Consider the following 18,707-nt stretch of genomic DNA (forward strand, 5'->3'; position numbering starts at 1 on the left):
CCGGTTCACGCCAGGCCCGCGGCCCTTTCTTCCCCGCCTTTGAGGCCCAGCCGGGCCAGCACCCGGGCGTAGTCCGCAGGCGTGTCCAGATCGACCGAATAGCGGTCGTGCGCGACGTCGTGGAAATACGCTTCGTCCGGATACTGCTCAGCCAGCTTGCGGCAACCGATCAGCTTGCGGCCCGCCGCCACCTCCGGCGCATAGGCGGCGGCGAACACGATCGGGTTGCCGCGCTCGCCCTGGTAGCGCGGCGTCACGATCGACGAGTCCGTGTGAGCCTGATAGACCGCCATCAGTTCCCGCAGGTCGTCGGCCGTGAGCAGCACCATGTCGCCCAGGCAGACCATGATCGCGTCGGTGGGGCGCGCCAGCGCCGCCACGCCGACGGCGACCGAGCGCATCTGGCCGTCCTCGTAGCGAATGTTGGGCTGGAGCGTGACCGGCAGGTCCAGCAAGGCGGCCATCACCTCGCGCCCCTGGTGGCCGGTGACGACCACCACTTCCTGCACGCCGGACTCCAGCACGGTGCGCACGCTGCGCCGCACCGCCGGTTCGCCGCCGACCGGCAGCAGCAGCTTGTTCGGGCCCTCCATCCGCGAGGACAGGCCGGCGGCCAGCACCACGGCGGAAAAGCGCAGGGCACTCATGCGGCTGCCGCGGCCATGGCGTGGCCGGCCTGGATGGCGAAGTACTTTCCCGGATCCTGCTCGAACTGCAGCCGGCAACCGTCGCAGCAGAAATAGAACTGCTCGCCGCCATAAGTCACCACGTGGCGTGCCTGCGCGGGATCGACCTCGATGCCGCACACCGGGTTGACGTAGCTGGGCGGCAGCGGCGCCGCGGCCGGCGCCACCGCCGCGGCGCGGGTCCAGCAGGCGACCGCGCCGGCCACCGCGGCCAGCGCGATGTGGGCCGGGCTGTGAGCGCCGATGTCGGGGCCGGCCGGCGCCTCGATCGCCGCCAGCCGCTGCTCGCTCACGCCGCGCCGCCGCATCGCCTCGCGCAGCCCCTGCGCCTTGCGGCGGCTGGCGATCAGCAGCACCTGGCGTGCCGGGCTCGCCAGCGCGGCCTGCAAGGCGGTCTCGTCGTCTTCTCCCTGCGTCGCGACCAGCGCGATGGCGATCTGCTCCGCCTGGGCGCCGGCGGCAGAGTCGGTCAAGCGGAAGCCGCACTGCTCGGCGAAGACGCGGGCCTGCGCCGCCGCCGGCGTGTTGCCCAGCACCAGCAGCAGCGGCGCCGGCGTGTGCGGCTGGATGAACAGCTCGATCTCGCCGTCGCTGGCGCAGCGCATCGGATGCCGCTCGACGCCGGCCGGCACGGCACCTGAGGCGGCGTTGCTGATTAGCACCAGGCGGGCGATGCCGCTCTGGATCGCTTCGAGGGCGGCGGCGACCACGACATCGCGGGCGCAGCCGCCGCCCACCGACCCGGTCAGGCTGCCATCGGCCGTGACGATGGCCTGGGCGCCGACATAGGCCGAGGTCGGCGGGGTGATCCGCACCACCGTCACCATGGCGTAGCGTTCGCCGCGCCGGTTCAGCGCCTGGGCGTGGTCGAGCAGGTCGGTCGGCGTCATCGCAGCGCCTCGATGAGTTGGGGCAGCACCGCCGCGATGCTGGCCAGGTCGGCCCCTGGCGCCAGCAGGTCCAGGTGCGGCAGCGCGGCCTGCATGCCCTGGCTGACCGGCGCATACCCGGGCCGGTCCAGCAGCGGGTTGAGCCAGACGATGCGGCGCGCGCGCCGCCGCAGCTGGGCCAGCGCATCCGACAGCACGCCGGGCTCGCCGGTGTCGTAGCCGTCGCTCATCACGATGACGGCGGTGCGCGAATGCACGATGCGCGCGGCATGCTCGCGGTTGAACTGGGCGATGCTGTCGCCGATCCGGGTGCCGCCGCCCCAGCCCTGCGCGATCAGGTGCAGCCGTTCCTGGGCCCGCCAGGGGTCGGGGTCGCGCAACGCCTCCGATACCCCGGTGACGCGGGTGTGGAAGATGAAGCTGTGGACGTCCGCCAGCTCCCCCGACAGCGCCCGCGCCAGCCGCAGGTAGAAGAAGCTGTATTGCGCCATCGAGCGGCTGACATCGAGCAGCAGCACCAGCCGCGGCCGCACCCGCCGGTGCTCCTTCCAGGCCAGGCGGAACGGCGTGCCGCCGCTGGCCACGCTGCGCCGGATCGTGGCCTGCAGGTCGAGCCGGCGGCCCAGCCGCGCACGGGCCTCGCGCCGCAGACGGATGTGCTTGAGCTGGCGCGCGAAGCGCCGCATCAGCGCCTCGACATCCAGCGCGTGTTCGCGCTCGGTCAGGGCGCGGAAATCGGTGCGCGCCAGCAGCTCCAGGCGGCTGGCGGCGTTGCGAGGACGCAGGGGTTCGTCGTCGACCGCCTGCTGCTGCTCGCCGCCCTGCCCCTGGGCACTGCCGCCGGTCACGCTGCCGCGCGGTGCTGCCCGCGATTGCGCGGCCTGCCAGCGGTTCGGCGGCAGGAACCAGGCGTCGAACAGCTCGTCGAAGCGGCGCCATTCGTCGCCGCGGCCGCACAGCAGCGCCTTCAGGCTCCAGCGCAGCACCTGGGCATCGAGCACGCCGACCCGCTGCGCCGTCCGCAGCACCTGCGCCGCGTCGCCGCCGCCCAGCGCAAAGCCGTTGGCGTGCAGGAAGCCGGCAAAGCCCGCCAGCCGCGCCTGCGCCAGCGCTTCCAGCTCGGGCCCGTCGAATGTCAACATGCGGCCGCCAGCCGGGCCACGGCTTCGCGCGGGAAGGCGGCGCGGTCGTCCCGGGTCTTGATCAGGGCGCCCAGCGTTTCCATGATCCGTTCGGCGCCATCGCGCTCGATCACCGAAATCCCCAGCCGCAGCAGCGCGGCGGTCCAGTCCAGGGTTTCGGCGATGCCGGGTTTCTTCTGCAGTTCCATCCGCCGCACGGCCTGCACGAAGGCGACGATCTGCTGCGCCAGCGCGGTCGCCGCCAGCGGCGCCTTCATCCGCACGATGGCCAGCTCCTTCTCGTAATCCGGGTAGTCGATGTACTGGTACAGGCAGCGCCGGCGCAGCGCGTCGGACAGCTCGCGGGTGCCGTTGGAGGTGATCACCACCAGCGGCCGGCTGATGGCGACCACGGTACCCAGCTCGGGAATCGAGAGCTGGAAGTCCGACAGCAGTTCCAGCAGGTAGGCCTCGAACGCCTCGTCGGCCCGGTCCACCTCGTCGATCAGCAGCACGGGCGGCTGCTCGCAGCTGATCGCCTCCAGCAGCGGGCGCTTGAGCAGGTAGCGCTCGGAAAAGATGTCCTGTTCCTTCTGCGCGATGGGGCGGTCGTCCTGCTCCAGCAGCTTGATCGCCAGCAGCTGGCGCTGGTAGTTCCATTCGTACATCGCCGAATGGACGTCCAGGCCTTCGTAGCACTGCAGCCGGATCAGCCGGGTGGCGCGCACCGTGGCCAGTGCCTTGGCCACCTCGGTCTTGCCGACGCCGGCGTCGCCTTCCAGCAGCAGCGGCCGCCCGAGGTCCAGCATGAGCAGCAGGGCCGCGGCCAGGCTGCGTTCGGCGATATAGCCGGCGCCCGCCAGTTCCTGCTGCAGGACGGCCACTTCCATGGTGCGTTCGGCGCTCATGGTCAGGTGTTCCGCGCCGAGAACAGGCTGCGCAGCCAGTTGGCGATGAGGGTCCGCAGCAGGGCCAGGCCGTTGAGCGGGGCGGTGGGCGCCGCCGGCGCGGCAGCCGGGGGCTGGCTTGCGGCGGAACCGGGCCCGTCCCCTCGCTGCTCCTGCAGCTCTCGCACCCGCGCCGCGAAGTTGGCGGCGAACTGCTGCAGCACCTGGTCGGCCACCGCGCCCATCATCCGGCCGCCGAAGGTGGCGGCCTTGCCGCTCATCGACACCTCGCTGGTGCCGACCAGGTTGCAGGCCTGCGGGCCGGCGGCATCGATGCGCGCCGTCAGGTCCATGGCGGCGGCCGACGTACCGGTGTTGTCGGTGCCCTTGCCCAGCAGCCGCAGCGTCTTGCTGGACGCCTCCACCGCCATCACCTCCACCTCGCCGCGAAACGACATGGTGGCGGGACCGAGCTTGACCGTCACCATGCCCTTGTAATGCGTCGCGTCGATCCGCTCGGTGATCCTGGCGCCCGGCATGCAGCCGGCCACGGCCTCGATCTCCTGCAGCAGCGTCCACGCAATCTCCGCCGACGCCGGCAGCTGGAAGGTCTTTTCGAGCTGGACTTTCATGGCGCCCGCTCAGTGCCGGTCGATCCCCAGTGCGTGGCACTGCCGCCAGACGCGGTAGGCGCTGTGCGGCATGTCCATGTGCGTCACCCCCAGGTGGGCAAAAGCATCGATCACCGCATTGCTGATGCAGGGGATGCCGCCCACGTGGGGTGATTCCGCCACCCCCTTGGCGCCCAGGGGGTGGTGCGGGCATGGCGTCACGGTGTGGTCGGTTTCCCAGTGCGGCGTCTCGACGGCGGTCGGCAGGAAGTAATCCATCAGGCTGTTGCCCAGGTGGTTGCCGTTCTCGTCGAAGGGCATCTGCTGGCCCATCGCCACCGCGAAGGCCTCGGTCAGGCCGCCGTGGATCTGGCCCTCGATGATCATCGGGTTGATCCGGGTGCCGCAGTCGTCCAGCGCGTAGAAGCGTCGCACCTTGGTCTCGCCGGTGTACTTGTCGATGTCGACCACGCAGACGTAGGCGCCGAACGGGTAGGTCATGTTGGGCGGGTCGTAATAGGAGACGGCGTTCAGCCCCTGCTCCATGCCGGCCGGCAGGTTGCCGGTGTGCGCCACCATGCAGATCTCCTTCATGGTCTTGGCCTGCTCGGGATTGCCCTTGACCCGGAACCGGTCCACTTCCCAGTCCAGGTCGCCCTCGCCGACTTCCAGCAGGTGGGCGGCGATCTTCCTGGCTTTTTCCCGGATCTTGCGGGCCGCCTGGGCGGTGGCAGCGCCGGAGACCGGCGTGGAACGCGAACCCCAGGTGCCGGCGCCATAGGGCGCCTTGTCGGTGTCGCCCTCCTCCACCACGATGTCACTGGCCGGCAGGCCCAGCTCGGTGGCGATGATCTGGGCGTAGGTGGTCGCGTGGCCCTGGCCCTGCGACATGGTGCCCAGGCGGGCGATCACGCCGCCGGTGGGATGGACCCGGATCTCGCAGCTGTCGAACAGGCCGATGCCCAGGATGTCGCAGACCTTGGTCGGGCCGGCGCCGACGATTTCGGTGAAGGTGGAGATGCCGATGCCCATCAGCTCGCCCTTGGCGCGCTTTTCCGCCTGCTCGCGCCGCAGGCCGTCGTAGTCCACCGCCTTGAGCACCTTGTCCAGCGCCGGCTCGTAGTTGCCGCTGTCCATGGTCCAGCCCAGCGAGGTGGTGTACGGGAACTGCTCGGCCCGCACAAAGTTGCGGCGCCGGATCTCCGCCTTGTCGATGCCCAGCTTCTGCGCCAGCACGTCGATCATCCGTTCGATCAGGTAGACCGCCTCCGTCACCCGCAGCGAGCAGCGATAGGCGACGCCGCCGGGCGCCTTGTTGGTGTAGACCGCGTCGACCCGGCAATAGGCGTTGGGAATGTCGTAGGAGCCGGTGCAGATCGAGAACAGGCCGGCCGGGAACTTGGTGGCCGAGACGTGGGAGTTGAAGGCGCCGTGGTCGGCCAGCGCGGTGAAGCGCAGGCCCTTGATCCGGCCGTTGGCATCGGCGGCCAGCTCGCCGACCCCGTGGTAGTCGCGGGCGAAGCCGGTGGTGGAGATGTTGTCGATGCGCGATTCGATCCACTTGACCGGCACGCCGGTGACGATGGAGGCGACGATGGCCGCGACATAGCCGGGATAGACCGGAACCTTGTTGCCGAAGCCTCCGCCGATGTCGCCGGAGACCACGCGGATCTTGCTCTCCGCGATGCCCGACAGCATGGCCAGCACGGTGCGCACCAGGTGCGGCGCCTGGCTGGTCAGGTAGACGGTGAGCTGGCCGGTCGGCTTGCTGAAGGAGGCGACGCAGCCGCAAGTCTCCAGCGGACAGGGATGCACGCGCGGATTGAGGATCTCTTCCTTCACCGTGATGGCGGCATTGGCGAAGGCGGCGTCGGCGGCGGCCTTGTCGCCCGCCTCCCAGGTGAAGATGTGGTTGGGATGGGTGCGCGGGCCGTGGCCCACTTCCTTCTTGTCGGCGATGTCTTCCCGGATCACCGGGGCGTCGGGCAGCATCGATTTCTTCGGGTCGACGATGGCCGGCAGCTCCTCGTAGTCGACCTCCACCAGCGCCGCGCCGTCGGCCGCGGCATAGCGGTCCGTGGCCAGCACCATGGCCACTTCCTGCATCTGGAAGCAGACCTTCTTGTCGGCCAGCACCGCCTGCACGTCGCCGCCCAGGGTCGGCATCCAGTGCAGGTTGACCGGCTTGAGGTCGTCGGCCGTCAGCACGGCGACCACGCCCGGCGACGCCAGCGCCCTGGTCTTGTCGATCGACTTGATGCGTGCGTGGGCGTACGGGCTGCGCACCAGCGCGCCGAACAGCATGCCCGGCAGTTTGACGTCGTCCACGTAGCTGCCCTGGCCGCGGATGAAGCGCGCGTCTTCCTTGCGCGGCAGGGAAGCGCCCATGCCCTGCAGCTGCTGCTCGCGTTCCTGGAGTTCCGACATGTTGCCCATGATTGCGCTCCTTAGGCCGGGGTGGTCGACAGCTTGCGGGCGGCCGACTGCACCGCCTTGACGATGTTCTGGTAGCCGGTGCAACGGCACAGGTTGCCGGCGATCCAGTAGCGGATCTCCTCCTCGGTCGGGTCGGGGTTTTCCTGCAGCAGGCGGTAGGCGCGGGTCAGCATGCCCGGGGTGCAGAAGCCGCATTGCAGTCCGTGCTCCTCGTGGAACGCCTGCTGCAGCGCGTGCAGCACGCCGCCCTGCTCCAGCCCTTCCACCGTGAGGAGTTCCGAGCCGTTGCACTGCACAGTGAGCACGGTGCAAGACTTGACCGACATGCCGTCCAGGTCCACCGTGCAGGCGCCGCAATGGGAGGTTTCGCAGCCGATGTGCGGACCGGTGTGCATCAGTCTTTCGCGCAGCGTGTGGATCAGGAGCTCGCGCGGCTCCACTGCCACGTCCACGTCCTTGCCGTTCAGCTTGAACGACACCATGTGTTTGCTTGCCATGTCCGTCTCCTTGTGTTGGGTCAGGTCGCGGCGCGCGAATGGGCCGACAGCAGCGCCCGCCGCGTCATTTCGCCGGCCATCGCCCGCTTGTAGTCGGCATCGCCGCGCTGGTCGGGGCTGGGATCGCAGATCTCCATCGCCAGCCGCGCCGCCTCGGCCACGCTGGCCTCGTCGATCGGCTTGCCCAGCAGCGATGCCGCCGCCGCAATGGCATTGAGCGGCGTGGCCCCGACGTTGGTGAGCGCGATCCGGGCGCTGGCCACCTTGCCGCCCCGCATCCGCAGCATCACGGCGGAAGCGGCGGTGGCGAAGTCGCCGACCTTGCGCTTGAGCTTCTGGTAGGCCCAGCCGCTGCCGGGCGCCGGGATCGGCACCTGGATCCGCGTGAGGATCTCGCCCGGCTCCAGCAGCGTGGAGTACAGGCCCAGGAAGAAGCCGTCGGCCTTGACCACCCGCTCGCCGCCGGGCCCCTTGAGCGCGAACGACGCATCCAGCGCCAGCATCAGGGCCGGATGGTCGTTGCCCGGGTCGCCGTGCGAGATGTCGCCGCCGATCGTTCCCTTGTAGCGCACCTGCGGGTCGGAGATCCAGCGTGCGCCCTCCACCAGCAGCGGCACCTTCTCGGCCAGCAGCGGCGACCACACGAGGTCGTTCTCGGTGGTCATCGCGCCGATGTGGATCTCGTTGCCGACCTGGGCAATGCCGCGCAGGCCGGGGATCCGCCCCAGGTCGATCAGGTGGGCCGGCTCGGCGAAGCGCAGCTTCATCATCGGCAACAGGCTGTGGCCCCCCGCCAGCAGCTTGGCCTCGTCGCCGTACTGGGCGAGCAGCGCGAGCGCGTCCGGCACGCTGGTGGGCGCGTGGTATTCGAATCCGTGGGGAATCATCCTTGGTCTCCTCTTGCGCGTTGCTCCGCACTTGGAGCGTGACTTCAGGAGGCCGGGCGGACCGGGAAGACCCCGGATCAATTGCCGTCCGCGCCGCATGAAGCGCTGGGGGCTAGAAGGCGCCGCTGGATCCGTGCTGGCCGGATCGGTGTTGTTGGCGTGCGCGGCACCCGCCCGCAAGGACCGCGGACGCGAAATTACTCCGAATGGCGGTGCTTCGCAAGCAGGCGATTGCTGGTGGCCAGCAGGTCAGCGCCGGCTCAGTCCTGGACCTTGCTGCGCAGCAGCTTGACCTGCGAGCGCAGGTTCTTGCCTTCCAGGCGCCGCCGCTTGGACGCCTTGGTGGGCTTGGTCGGGCGGCGGATGCGCGGCGGCTCGGCCACGCTGTCGACCAGCTCCTGCAGACGGCCGAAGGCCTCGGCCCGGTTCATCTCCTGGCTGCGCTGGGTTTGCGCCTTGATGACCAGCACGCCGTCGCGGGTGATGCGCGAGTCGTTCAGCGCCAGCAGCCGCTCCTTGTGGTCGGGCGCCAGCGAGGAGCGGGGGATGTCGAAGCGCAGGTGGATGGCGCTGGAGACCTTGTTGACGTTCTGGCCGCCGGCGCCTTGCGCCCGCATCGCCGTGATCTCGACCTCGGACTGCGGGATGGCCGTGGGGGGGCGGACTGTGGCCATACTCGCTGTCACGAACGAGCCGGGGCGGCCGGCGCCGCCGGCGCGGCGACCAAAAGCAACAAGACCGGCCAGACCCTCATGCGACAATTCTGAATGACATTTCAACGATTCGAGAGACCATGGGCTTTTTGACAGGCAAGAAATTGTTGATCACCGGCGTGCTGTCGAACCGGTCGATCGCCTACGGCATCGCCAAGGCCTGCCACCAGCAGGGCGCGGAGCTGGCCTTCAGCTACGTCGGCGAGCGCTTCAAGGAGCGCATCGCCGAGTTCGCGGCCGACTTCGGCTCGACCCTGATTTTCGACTGCGACGTCGGGGACGACGCGCAGATCGAGAACTTGTTCCGCGACCTCGCGGTGCACTGGCCGAAGTTCGACGGCTTTGTCCACAGCATCGGCTACGCGCCGCGCGAGGCGATCGCCGGCGACTTCCTCGACGGCCTGTCGCGCGAGGCCTTCCGCATCGCCCACGACATCAGCGCCTACAGCTTCCCGGCGATGGCCAAGGCTGCCCTGCCCTATCTCAACGACAAGTCGGCGCTGCTGACGCTGACCTACCTGGGCGCCATCCGCACGGTCCCCAACTACAACACCATGGGCCTGGCCAAGGCCTCGCTGGAAGCCTCGGTGCGCTACCTGGCGGAGTCGCTGGGTCCCAGGGGCATGCGCGTGAACGGCATCAGCGCCGGCCCGATCAAGACGCTGGCGGCCAGCGGCATCAAGGGCTTCGGCAAGATCCTGGCGGTGGTGGCGCAAGCCTCGCCGATCCGGCGCAACATCACGATCGAGGACGTGGGCAACGTCGCCGCCTTCCTGCTCAGCGACCTGGCGGCCGGCGTCAGCGCCGAGATCACCTACGTCGACGGCGGCTTCAGCCACGTGGTCGGCGGCATCGCGGAACCGGGCTGACCTGATCGGTTGGGAACAGCGCGGAGGTCTGCCCGCCAAGTCTCAGAACGCGCGGAACAGGTGCGAGAAGCTGCGGCTGACCTCGAGCACCTCGGGGTGGCCGTTGATCTGCACCCGCTGGCGGCCGCTGTCGTCGCGCGTCACGGCGGCGATCGCTTCCACGTTGACGATGGTGGAGCGGTGAATCTGCCAGAACTGCTGCTCGTCCAGCCGCGGCAGCAACTCGCGGATCGGGGTGCGGATCAGCGCCTCCTGGTCGCGGGTCTGGACCCGGGTGTACTTCTCGTCGGAGCGGAAGAACAGGACGTCCTTGACGTTGATCAGGCGGGTGGTCGATCCGACCGCGCATTGCACCCAGCGCAACGGCGGCTCGGCCGCCGCGCCGCCTGGCCGCTGCACCGATTGCTGGGCCCGCATGAACTTTTCCAGCAGCGCATCCAGCGCGGCGTCATCGGCCGCCGGCGCAGCATCGGCGAGCCGGTTGCGGCGCGACGCCAGCCGGCCCTTCAGGCGCTGCGCGGTCTGCGCCAGCCGCTCGGCCTCCACCGGCTTGAGCAGGTAATCGAGCGCGCCCTGCTCGAACGCGGCAACCGCGTATTCGTCGTACGCGGTGACGAACACGATCTCCCCGTCCCAGTTGGGCAGCGTGACGATTTCCCGGGCCGCTTCCAGGCCGGTGAGCGCCGGCATGCGGATGTCCAGGAACACGACGTCCGGCCGCAGCGCTTCGGCCTGGTTGACGGCGTCCTGGCCGTCCCTGGCCTCGCCGCAGATCACCAGGTCGGGCCAGACGTCGGCCAGCCGGCTCTTGAGCTGTTCGCGCAGCAGCCGTTCGTCGTCGGCGACGAGCGCCCGCAGCGGACCGGACGCGTCCACCCCGCTCACGCCGGATTTCCCTGCTCGCGCATGTTGCGCGCGGGCGGCGGCGCCTCGGGGCTGACCTGGTAGGGCACGGTGATGCGCACCACCGTGCCGGTGGCAGCATCCGAGCGCAGCATCAGCCGGCTCTTGCCCGGATACAGCATCGCCAGCCGCTCGCGGATGTTCTGCAGTCCCAGCCCGGTGCCGGAGGTCGGCCCCTCCAGGAATTCGCCATCCGGCAGGCCGACGCCGGTGTCTCCCACTTCGACCCACAGCTGCGTGCCCTGCACCCCGGCGGAAATGCGCACCTTGCCGCCCTCGGGCTTGGGCTCGATGCCGTGCTTGATCGCGTTTTCCACCAGCGACTGCAGCATCATCGGCGGGAATTCGGCGTTGTTCAGCGTCTCCGGGATGGCGAACTCCACCTCCAGCCGCTCCTCGATCCGCATCTTGATCAGTTCCAGGTAGGAGCTGACCAGCTTGATTTCGCGGCCCAGGGTCGACGACTCCTGCCGCATCTGGGGCAAGGCGCCGCGCAGGTAGGTAATCAGCGCCTTCTGCATTCGGGAGGCCCGGGGCGGCTCGGTCTCGATCAGGTAGTCCACCGCCGCCAGCGTGTTGAACAGGAAATGCGGCTCGACCTGCGCCTGCAGCACCTGCAGCCGGGCCTGCACCAGCTGACGCTCCATCACCTCGCGCTCGGCGACATCGACGGCGGTGCGCACCTTGGCGTCCGCCTGCGCCACCTTGCGCACCACGATCTTGGCGGCGGCCAGATAGGCGAACAGGATCACCATCACCGCGCCACCGAGGTCGCCGAGCACCCCGCGGACGGTGACGACCCGGCGGCTGACCGGCCGGTCCTGGTCGTCGAGCTCGGTCACCAGGTCGCTGGATTCGACCGCGCTGTCGGCCTTGGCGGCGGCCTTCTCGGCCGCCCGCTCGGCCTTTTCCACGGCCTTTTCGACCGCTTTCTGCACCTCCGAGCTGTCCCCGGCAGCAGCGCCGTCCTGCGCCGGCTCGGCCGGCGCGGCGGCGGTGCCCGGCGGCACGGGCGGGACCGGCGGCTGCGGAGCCGTCCTGATCCTGATCCCGTTGGGACCGCCGATGGTGACGTTCACGTCCTTGTGCGGGCCGGCCACGCGGACGCGGTCGTGCTTGAGGTGCAGCAGGTCGCCGATGATGGAACTGGCGATCAGCACCACAAAGAACAGCACGATCAGCCGCCACCACGACATGGACGCGGCCCATTGCGACACCTCGGTGTTGACCCGGGCGAGCCACCCCAGCAGGGCGGGCGGCGAAGCTGGCTGGTTGCCGTTCTTGCTTGTCATTGGCTGAGATTATCGCCAGCGATCGACAACCGGGCCGCGACGTCGCCGGAAGCCGGCCGCGCAGGCAGGGCCGCAGTCACCGTCGGCACCGGCACCGCCACCGGCGAGGCCGCCACGCCGCCCGGCGCGCGCCGGCCGATCACCGTCACCGTCGGCAGGGCCCGGGCGGAGCGCACGGCCGGCGCGGCCGCGGCGGCACGCGCCTGGACCGGAGCGCTTGCCGCGCCGCGGGCCTCGAGCGGCGCCTGGCCCGCCGGCAGGCCCAGGCCGGCCATCATCACCACCGACAGCCCGACCAGGGCGGTGGCCAGCCCGGCAGCCCCCAGCGGCAACAGCTTGCCTTTCCAGGATGGCCCGCAAGCCGAATTCCGATTCAGCCAGGCTTCGTAGTTGTTCTTCATTTGCCGCTCCAGATGCCGGCGACGGGCCGGTAGGAGCGGACTCTAGGCAGGTCCGGCGGGGACTTCATCCCCTTTGCGACGGACTGCAACCCGGGGCGACAGGCTGCCGGAAAGCCGGGCCGGACTGTTCCGGCCCGCGGGGCTCAGACGGTCCGGCCGAAGGGCCCGTCGCTGCCGACCTGGACCAGCTTGCCGGGCCGCGAGGCCGGCGGCGTCACCTTGGCCGGCTCGTTGGCCACGCAATCGGCGTAGTAGCGCACCTTGCCGTCCTCGCCCTGGATCTCGACCAGCCCATGGATGTCGGTCTCGAAGCCGGGGCACTGGGCGTTGAACTCGCGGGAGAACTTCAGGTAGTCGACGATCTTCTTGTTGAAGACCTCGCCCGGGATCAGCAGCGGGATGCCCGGCGGATACGGCGTCACCAGCGAGGTGGTGATCCGCCCTTCCAGCTCGTCGATCTCCACCCGCTCGGTCTTGCGGTGGGCAATGTAGGCGTAGGCGTCGCTGGGCTTCATGGCCGGGGTCAGGTCCGACAGGTACATCTCGGTGGTCAGGCGGGCGATGTCGTAGCGCGCATAGAGCTCGTGCACGTACTGGCACAGGTCGGCCAGGCCCATCCGCTCGTATTTGGGGTACTGCTGGCAGAACTCCGGCAGGATCCGCCACATCGGCTGGTTCTTGGCGAAATCGTCCTTGAACTGCTGCAGCGCCGACAGCAGCGTGTTCCAGCGGCCCTTGGTGATGCCGATGGTGAACAGGATGAAGAAGCTGTAAAGGCCGGTCTTCTCCACGATGATGCCGTGCTCGGCCAGGAACTTGGTGACGATCGAGGCCGGGATGCCGGTCTTGGCGAACTTGCCGTTCAGGTCCAGGCCGGGCGTGACGATGGTGGACTTGATCGGGTCCAGCATGTTGAAGCCCTCGGCCAGGTTGCCGAAGCCGTGCCACTTGGCGGTCCGGGCTTCGCCCTTGATGATCCAGTCGTCGGCCCGGCCGATGCCCTCTTCCACCAGCTTGTCCGGGCCCCAGACCTTGAACCACCAGTCCTGCTTGCCGTACTCGGCTTCCACCTTGCGCATGGCGCGGCGGAAGTCCAGCGCCTCCAGGATGCTTTCTTCCACCAGCGCCGTGCCGCCGGGCGGCTCCATCATGGCGGCCGCGACGTCGCAGCTGGCGATGATCGAGTATTGCGGGCTGGTCGAGGTGTGCATCAGGTAGGCCTCGTTGAACAGGTGGCGGTCCAGCTTCCTGTTCTGCGAGTCCTGCACCAGCACGTGGCTGGCCTGGCTGATGCCGGCCAGCAGCTTGTGGGTGGACTGGGTGGCGAAGGTCAGCGCCTCCTTGGGCCGGACCCGGTTCTTTCCCATCGCGTGGTACGGGCCGTAGAAGGGGTGGAAGGCCGCGTGCGGCAGCCAGGCCTCGTCGAAGTGCAGCGTGTCCACGTAGCCGTCCAGCATCTTCTTGATGGTCTCGGTGTTGTAGATGACGCCGTCGTAGGTGGACTGGGTCAGCGTCATCACCCGCGGCTTGACGGTCTCGGAGTCGACGTGCTTGAGCAGCGGATTGGCCTTGATCTTGGCCCGGATCGCGGCCGGCTCGAACTCGCTCTGCGGGATCGGGCCGATGATGCCGAAGTGGTTGCGGGTCGGCTTCATGAAGACCGGGATCGAGCCGGTCATGATGATTGCGTGCAGGATCGACTTGTGGCAATTGCGGTCCACCACCACCACGTCGTCGGGCGCCACCGTGTGGTGCCAGACCATCTTGTTGCTGGTGCTGGTGCCGTTGGTGACGAAGAAGCAGTGGTCGGCGTTGAAGATCCGGGCGGCGTTGCGCTCGCTGGCGGCCACCGGGCCGGTGTGGTCCAGCAGCTGGCCCAGCTCCTCCACCGCGTTGCAGACGTCGGCCCGCAGCATGTTCTCGCCGAAGAACTGGTGGAACATCTGGCCCACCGGGCTCTTGAGGAACGCCACGCCGCCCGAGTGGCCGGGGCAGTGCCAGGAATAGGAGCCGTCCTCGGCGTAATCGAGCAGCGCCTTGAAGAACGGCGGCTGCACCCCTTCCAGGTAGCTCTTGGCCTCCCGGATGATGTGGCGGGCCACGAACTCCGGCGTGTCCTCGAACATGTGGATGAAGCCGTGCAGCTCCCTCAGGATGTCGTTGGGAATGTGGCGCGAGGTCTTGGTCTCGCCATACACATAGATCGGCACTTCCAGGTTCTTGCGCCGCACTTCCTCGATGAACTTGCGCAGGTTCAGCACCGCCGGGTCCAGGTCCGGGCCCGGGGTGAACTCCTCGTCGTCGATCGACAGGATGAAGGCGCTGGCGCGCGATTGCTGCTGCGCGAACTGCGACAGGTCGCCGTAGCCGGTCACCCCCAGGATCTCGAAGCCCTCGGCCTCGATGGCGTGCGCCAGCGCGCGGATGCCCAGGCCGGAAGTGTTTTCGGAGCGGAAGTCTTCGTCGATGATGACGATGGGAAAGCGGAATTTCATGCGGAGGGGCCTCCAGGGGCGCGGCCAAAAATGGGCAAAACAGCCGCGAAGTGTATGCAAATAACGCGCCCCGCTTCGGCCGCCCCTGGAATTGACTCAAAATACCCCGACAACAAGGAGCGGGACATGGCTGATTCGACCCTCTGGTGGCTGCTGGCCGGCGCTGCCGTCGCCGTCGAACTGCTGACAGGTACCTTCTATCTGCTGATGCTCGCGATCGGCCTGGCGGCCGCGGCGCTTGCGGCCCACCTGGGGCTGTCCCAGCCGGCGCAGCTGGTGGTGGCGGCGGTGATCGGCGGCGGCGCCGTGGTCGGCTGGCACTTCATCCGCCTGCGCCGCCCCCGCGAGGAGCCGGCCCAGGCCAACCGCGACGTCAATCTCGACATCGGCGAAACCGTCCACGTCACGCGCTGGCACCCGGACGGCACGGCCAGCGTGAAATACCGCGGCGCCCAGTGGACCGCGGTGCCGCTGGCCGGCAGCATCCCGGTGGCAGGCCCGCATCGCATCCGCGAGGTGGTGGGAAGCCGCCTCGTCCTCGAACCACTCCAGGAAGCCTGAACCATGTCCTCATATGTCGCCCTGATCCTGATCGTCGTCGTCGCGATCTTCGTGGTCCGCTCCCTGAAGGTGGTGCCGCAGCAGCACGCCTGGGTGGTGGAACGGCTCGGCAAGTACCACGCTACGCTCACGCCGGGGCTGAACATCCTGATTCCCTTCGTCGACCGGGTCGCCTACAAGCACAGCCTCAAGGAGATCCCGCTGGACGTGCCCAGCCAGATCTGCATCACCCGCGACAACACGCAGCTCCAGGTCGATGGAATCTTGTACTTTCAGGTGACAGATCCGATGCGGGCCAGCTACGGCTCCTCCAACTACATCGTGGCCGTCACCCAGCTGGCCCAGACCTCGCTGCGCAGCGTGATCGGCAAGCTGGAGCTGGACAAGACCTTCGAGGAGCGCGACATCATCAACGCCCAGGTGGTCCAGGCGATCGACGAGGCGGCGCTGAACTGGGGCGTGAAGGTGCTGCGTTACGAGATCAAGGACCTGACGCCGCCCAAGGAGATCCTGCACGCGATGCAGTCGCAGATCACCGCCGAGCGGGAAAAGCGCGCCCTGATCGCCGCCTCCGAAGGCCGTCGCCAGGAACAGATCAACATCGCCACCGGCGAGCGCGAAGCCTTCATCGCCCGCTCCGAAGGCGAGAAGCAGTCCATCATCAACAACGCCCAGGGCCAGGCCGCCTCGATCACCGCGGTGGCCGAAGCCACGGCCCAGGCCATCGAACGGATCGCCGCCGCCATCCGCCAGCCCGGCGGCGAACAGGCTGTGCAGCTGAAGGTGGCCGAGCGGGCGGTGGACGCCTACAGCAAGGTCGCGGCGGACGCCACCACCACGCTGATCGTGCCCAGCAACATGGCCGAAACCTCGGCCCTGATCGCGTCGGCCATGCGCATGGTGCAGGGCGTCAAGCCTTCCTGATCCCCGGTCTTCGAGTCGGTCGCCCCTGTGCCCAGGGGTGCGGCGGGCGCCTGTCTGCCTCTGTCTAACTGTCTAACTGATATCTGTCCAAGTATCTAAGTCATAGTTAGACAGTGGCGAAGTAGCCTACCCCCGGCCGGGACATCGACGAGACGCTGCGGACTGGCACCACATACCATTAAAACCTGCCTGTCGAGGTGCTTTGTGGTGTTTTCGCCGCACCAGTTCTGTGCTTGATCTTTGGTTTATGTGTCTAACTTGACAGTCAGTACTGTCTAGACCAATATACCTAGACAGATCAACCAGAGGACATCTTGCTCAACAGCAAAGAGATCTTGGAACAGACGGGAATCTCCCGGGCGACTCTCAACAACTACATCGGTTGGGGGATCGTGCCGAAGCCCGAAGTGCTGCCGCCCGAACCGCAGGATGGGGGCGCGCCGCGCATCGGCTACTTCCCGGACCAGATCGTCGCGCGCATCGCCGAGATCCAGCGCCTGAAGAAGGACGGCTGGAGCATGGCCAGGATCGCCGAGCATTTCGGCGCCCGCGGCGCCACGGCACCGACGCCGGCTGCCGAGGCGGCGGCGCCGGCTCCTGCCGCGCCCCGGATGGAGGCGGCCCGCGAGCCGGCGTCAAGAGTCCCCGCCGGGCCGACCGCCCAGCCGCCGGCAGCGCCGGCCGACGCCCGCGCCCGCCGGCTGCCGGTCCTGGCCGACGTGGCGGTCCTGGTGGCCGGCCTGCAGCACTCGACGAGCATCTGGTCGGAGCTGCCGCCGGAGGAATATTTCGAGCTGATCAACGACATCTGGTCGGTCGCCGATCCGATCTTCCGGCGCCACTCGGGCACCCACGGCAAGCACCCGGCCGACGGGATGGTCTGCTACTTCTTTCCCCTGCCGGCCGGCAGCTACCTGTGGAACGCCCTGGCGGCGGCCCATGAGATGCGCGACGCGATGCGCCGGATCAGCAAGGACTGGCAGCTGCGCAAGGGCTGGAGCACCGAGCTGTACATGAACATCGGCATCGACGAGGGCCAGGAGTGGCTGGGCAGCTTCAAGTCCGACAGCAACGTCGACTTCACCGCGCTGGCCAACACCATCAACCAGGCGGCCCGGATCTCGGACTTCTCCCGCTCCGGCTCCATCTGGGCCACCAAGAACCTGCTGGGAAAGCTGTCCGCGGACGAGCGCATGCGGATCCGCTACGGCGTGCGCCGCAAGGGCGCGGACGGCCAGCACGTGTTCGTGCCCCATGTCTTTTCCAGCGTGCGCCGCCGCAGCACCCATGCCGGCGGCGGCGAGCCGCACAAGGACGTCGTGTTGTTGCCCGTCGCCGAAATCGTTTCCATCTCCCCGACCCCGTCGCCCTAGCGCCCGGACTTCCGTCAGCCATACCTTCAAGAACAGAGGCCAGTCATGCGTTGGTTCAAGCCGAATATGAGAAGCAGCTTTTACGCATTGCTCGCGCGCATCCATCCGCCCGAGCCGGAATCGACGGTCCTTGAATACAGCGTGGACGGCATCCGCGAGTCGATGCTGGAACTGGTGGGCGACGCGCCCGACGGCTCCTACCGGCACATCGGGCGGCGGATCCGCTACGCGGTGGACGTCCACGCCCTGTGGTACCTGCGCGGGGACCTGATGGCGCTGCTGGCCGGGCGGCACGGGGAAGTGGTGGCCCGCGAAAAGATCGAGATGCTGACCGAGATGTTCGAGGAATTCCTGCCGCAGGGGCTCAAGTCGCGACCGAGCCCGCTGAACCCGAACAAGAACGACTGACCGGAGGACGCCATGTGCCTGGGACTGGCCGCCCGCTACGAAGAACTCGAACAGGTCGACCGCGACCTGCACTGCGCCGAGCGCGACCTGCTCGCCGCCCACCTCAAGCTGGCCGGCCCGCAGGGGCCGAGGCCGGAAACGATCTACTCCGAAGTGCTGGACCTGCGCGCCAGGCTGCGGCAACTGCTGGCCCGGCTCGGCGAGGACCTGGCCGCCGGCCCGTGACCGCGGCCGCTCAGGGCCTGGTCTGGTCTTCCCGGCGCCGGATCTCGCGCTTGCACCTGGCGTCCAGGCGGGAAATCAGGTGCAGCGCCTTGAGGCGGTCGTCCACGCTGCCGGTCGCTTCTGCCCGGGCCTGGGCCCGTTCGATCAGCGCATCGTAGATTTCCACCCGCCGGCGGTTGCCCTGGGACGGCTGGAAATCGGGCCGGGCGGGACGGCCCAGCGCGGCGTCCCAGATACTGCGGATGAACGTCAAGGCGATGCCGATGTCGAAGAGGCCGGATGGTACACCGCCGGCAGCGCCAGCGGAGCGCAAACCGGCGCTGCTACAATTGAGGGCTCCGGAGCGGTGGATGAGCGGTTTAAGTCGCACGCCTGGAAAGCGTGTGAGGGTTAATAGCCCTCCGCGGGTTCGAATCCCGCCTGCTCCGCCAGAGAACGACGAAAGCACAAACAGCCTTGCGGCCGTTTGTGTTTTTTTTTGCCTGGGCGGCAGGTCCTAGGGTCGACCCCGGTTGGCCCGCCATGGCA

The 18,707-nt window shown here is 68.6% G+C and carries 20 protein-coding genes and 1 tRNA gene; 7 read left to right on the forward strand and 14 right to left on the reverse strand.

Features of this window, described 5'->3' with window-relative positions; translation table 11 throughout:
* Positions 1-5 precede the first annotated feature (5 nt).
* From ACFPOE_RS20430 to arfB, 9 genes are all read right to left on the reverse strand, one after another.
* On the reverse strand, positions 6-647 hold the full coding sequence (locus ACFPOE_RS20430) for a nucleotidyltransferase family protein (RefSeq protein WP_376852168.1): 642 nt from the start codon (positions 645-647) through the stop codon (positions 6-8).
* Positions 644-1,576 carry an XdhC family protein gene (locus tag ACFPOE_RS20435; protein WP_376852169.1) on the reverse strand — a complete coding sequence of 311 codons (933 nt, stop codon included), beginning with the start codon at positions 1,574-1,576 and terminating at the stop codon, positions 644-646. Before ACFPOE_RS20435 ends, ACFPOE_RS20430 begins: the two co-directional genes overlap by 4 nt.
* Complete coding sequence (locus ACFPOE_RS20440) at positions 1,573-2,718, reverse strand: vWA domain-containing protein (protein ID WP_376852170.1); 1,146 nt, start codon at positions 2,716-2,718, stop codon at positions 1,573-1,575. The genes ACFPOE_RS20435 and ACFPOE_RS20440 overlap by 4 nt, the downstream gene beginning before the upstream one ends.
* The gene (locus tag ACFPOE_RS20445) at positions 2,712-3,605 is read right to left on the reverse strand and encodes an AAA family ATPase (RefSeq protein WP_376852171.1); all 894 of its coding nucleotides are present in this window, start codon (positions 3,603-3,605) and stop codon (positions 2,712-2,714) included. Before ACFPOE_RS20445 ends, ACFPOE_RS20440 begins: the two co-directional genes overlap by 7 nt.
* Before the next feature lie 2 nt (positions 3,606-3,607).
* Positions 3,608-4,216 carry an SRPBCC family protein gene (locus ACFPOE_RS20450; RefSeq protein WP_376852172.1) on the reverse strand — a complete coding sequence of 203 codons (609 nt, stop codon included), beginning with the start codon at positions 4,214-4,216 and terminating at the stop codon, positions 3,608-3,610.
* A gap of 9 nt (positions 4,217-4,225) precedes the next feature.
* Positions 4,226-6,631, reverse strand: coding sequence for an aerobic carbon-monoxide dehydrogenase large subunit (locus ACFPOE_RS20455; RefSeq protein WP_376852173.1), 2,406 nt, complete (start codon positions 6,629-6,631; stop codon positions 4,226-4,228).
* 11 nt (positions 6,632-6,642) lie between these two features.
* Complete coding sequence (locus ACFPOE_RS20460) at positions 6,643-7,128, reverse strand: (2Fe-2S)-binding protein (protein ID WP_376852174.1); 486 nt, start codon at positions 7,126-7,128, stop codon at positions 6,643-6,645.
* 20 nt (positions 7,129-7,148) lie between these two features.
* Positions 7,149-8,015, reverse strand: a complete 867-nt coding sequence (locus ACFPOE_RS20465) for an FAD binding domain-containing protein (RefSeq protein ID WP_376852175.1) — start codon at positions 8,013-8,015, stop codon at positions 7,149-7,151.
* 260 nt (positions 8,016-8,275) lie between these two features.
* Positions 8,276-8,689 (reverse strand): alternative ribosome rescue aminoacyl-tRNA hydrolase ArfB, encoded by a 414-nt coding sequence (arfB, locus tag ACFPOE_RS20470; RefSeq protein ID WP_376852176.1) that lies wholly within the window; start codon positions 8,687-8,689, stop codon positions 8,276-8,278.
* Between the two features lie 119 nt (positions 8,690-8,808).
* Here arfB and fabI point away from each other — a divergent pair, with 119 nt between their 5' ends.
* A complete protein-coding gene (gene fabI / locus ACFPOE_RS20475; RefSeq protein ID WP_376852177.1) occupies positions 8,809-9,597 on the forward strand; it encodes an enoyl-ACP reductase FabI in 789 nt (262 codons plus the stop codon).
* A 42-nt stretch (positions 9,598-9,639) separates the two neighbouring features.
* On the opposite strand, the gene ACFPOE_RS20480 is transcribed toward fabI, so the two are convergent.
* The 4 genes from ACFPOE_RS20480 to ACFPOE_RS20495 all read right to left on the reverse strand — a co-directional run bounded on the left by ACFPOE_RS20480 (position 9,640) and on the right by ACFPOE_RS20495 (position 14,688).
* Positions 9,640-10,482, reverse strand: coding sequence for a LytR/AlgR family response regulator transcription factor (locus ACFPOE_RS20480; RefSeq protein WP_376852178.1), 843 nt, complete (start codon positions 10,480-10,482; stop codon positions 9,640-9,642).
* Entirely contained in the window at positions 10,479-11,792 is a 1,314-nt protein-coding gene (locus tag ACFPOE_RS20485; RefSeq protein WP_376852179.1) for a sensor histidine kinase, read from the reverse strand. The genes ACFPOE_RS20480 and ACFPOE_RS20485 overlap by 4 nt, the downstream gene beginning before the upstream one ends.
* A complete protein-coding gene (locus ACFPOE_RS20490) occupies positions 11,789-12,193 on the reverse strand; it encodes a hypothetical protein (protein WP_376852180.1) in 405 nt (134 codons plus the stop codon). The genes ACFPOE_RS20485 and ACFPOE_RS20490 overlap by 4 nt, the downstream gene beginning before the upstream one ends.
* A gap of 143 nt (positions 12,194-12,336) precedes the next feature.
* Positions 12,337-14,688: an Orn/Lys/Arg family decarboxylase gene (locus ACFPOE_RS20495; RefSeq protein ID WP_376852181.1), complete on the reverse strand. Its 2,352-nt coding sequence runs from the start codon at positions 14,686-14,688 to the stop codon at positions 12,337-12,339.
* Positions 14,689-14,814: 126 nt separating this feature from the next.
* Between ACFPOE_RS20495 and ACFPOE_RS20500 the strand changes: the two genes are divergently transcribed.
* From ACFPOE_RS20500 to ACFPOE_RS20520, 5 genes are all read left to right on the forward strand, one after another.
* The gene (locus ACFPOE_RS20500) at positions 14,815-15,249 is read left to right on the forward strand and encodes an NfeD family protein (protein WP_376852182.1); all 435 of its coding nucleotides are present in this window, start codon (positions 14,815-14,817) and stop codon (positions 15,247-15,249) included.
* Positions 15,250-15,252: 3 nt separating this feature from the next.
* Positions 15,253-16,173, forward strand: a complete 921-nt coding sequence (locus ACFPOE_RS20505; RefSeq protein ID WP_376852183.1) for an SPFH domain-containing protein — start codon at positions 15,253-15,255, stop codon at positions 16,171-16,173.
* Positions 16,174-16,565: 392 nt separating this feature from the next.
* Positions 16,566-17,546, forward strand: a complete 981-nt coding sequence (locus tag ACFPOE_RS20510) for an adenylate/guanylate cyclase domain-containing protein (RefSeq protein WP_376852184.1) — start codon at positions 16,566-16,568, stop codon at positions 17,544-17,546.
* Between the two features lie 66 nt (positions 17,547-17,612).
* On the forward strand, positions 17,613-17,954 hold the full coding sequence (locus tag ACFPOE_RS20515) for a hypothetical protein (protein WP_376852185.1): 342 nt from the start codon (positions 17,613-17,615) through the stop codon (positions 17,952-17,954).
* 12 nt (positions 17,955-17,966) lie between these two features.
* Entirely contained in the window at positions 17,967-18,179 is a 213-nt protein-coding gene (locus ACFPOE_RS20520) for a hypothetical protein (RefSeq protein WP_376852186.1), read from the forward strand.
* Between the two features lie 10 nt (positions 18,180-18,189).
* Here the strand turns inward: ACFPOE_RS20520 and ACFPOE_RS20525 are convergent, their stop codons facing one another.
* Complete coding sequence (locus ACFPOE_RS20525; RefSeq protein ID WP_376852187.1) at positions 18,190-18,492, reverse strand: hypothetical protein; 303 nt, start codon at positions 18,490-18,492, stop codon at positions 18,190-18,192.
* A gap of 27 nt (positions 18,493-18,519) precedes the next feature.
* Here ACFPOE_RS20525 and ACFPOE_RS20530 point away from each other — a divergent pair.
* A tRNA-Ser gene (locus ACFPOE_RS20530) sits at positions 18,520-18,610 on the forward strand.
* Positions 18,611-18,707: the final 97 nt, after the last annotated feature.

The sequence above is a fragment of the Caenimonas terrae genome (assembly GCF_042655405.1).
In the GTDB taxonomy this organism is placed as follows: Bacteria; Pseudomonadota; Gammaproteobacteria; order Burkholderiales; family Burkholderiaceae_C; genus Ramlibacter; species Ramlibacter terrae_A.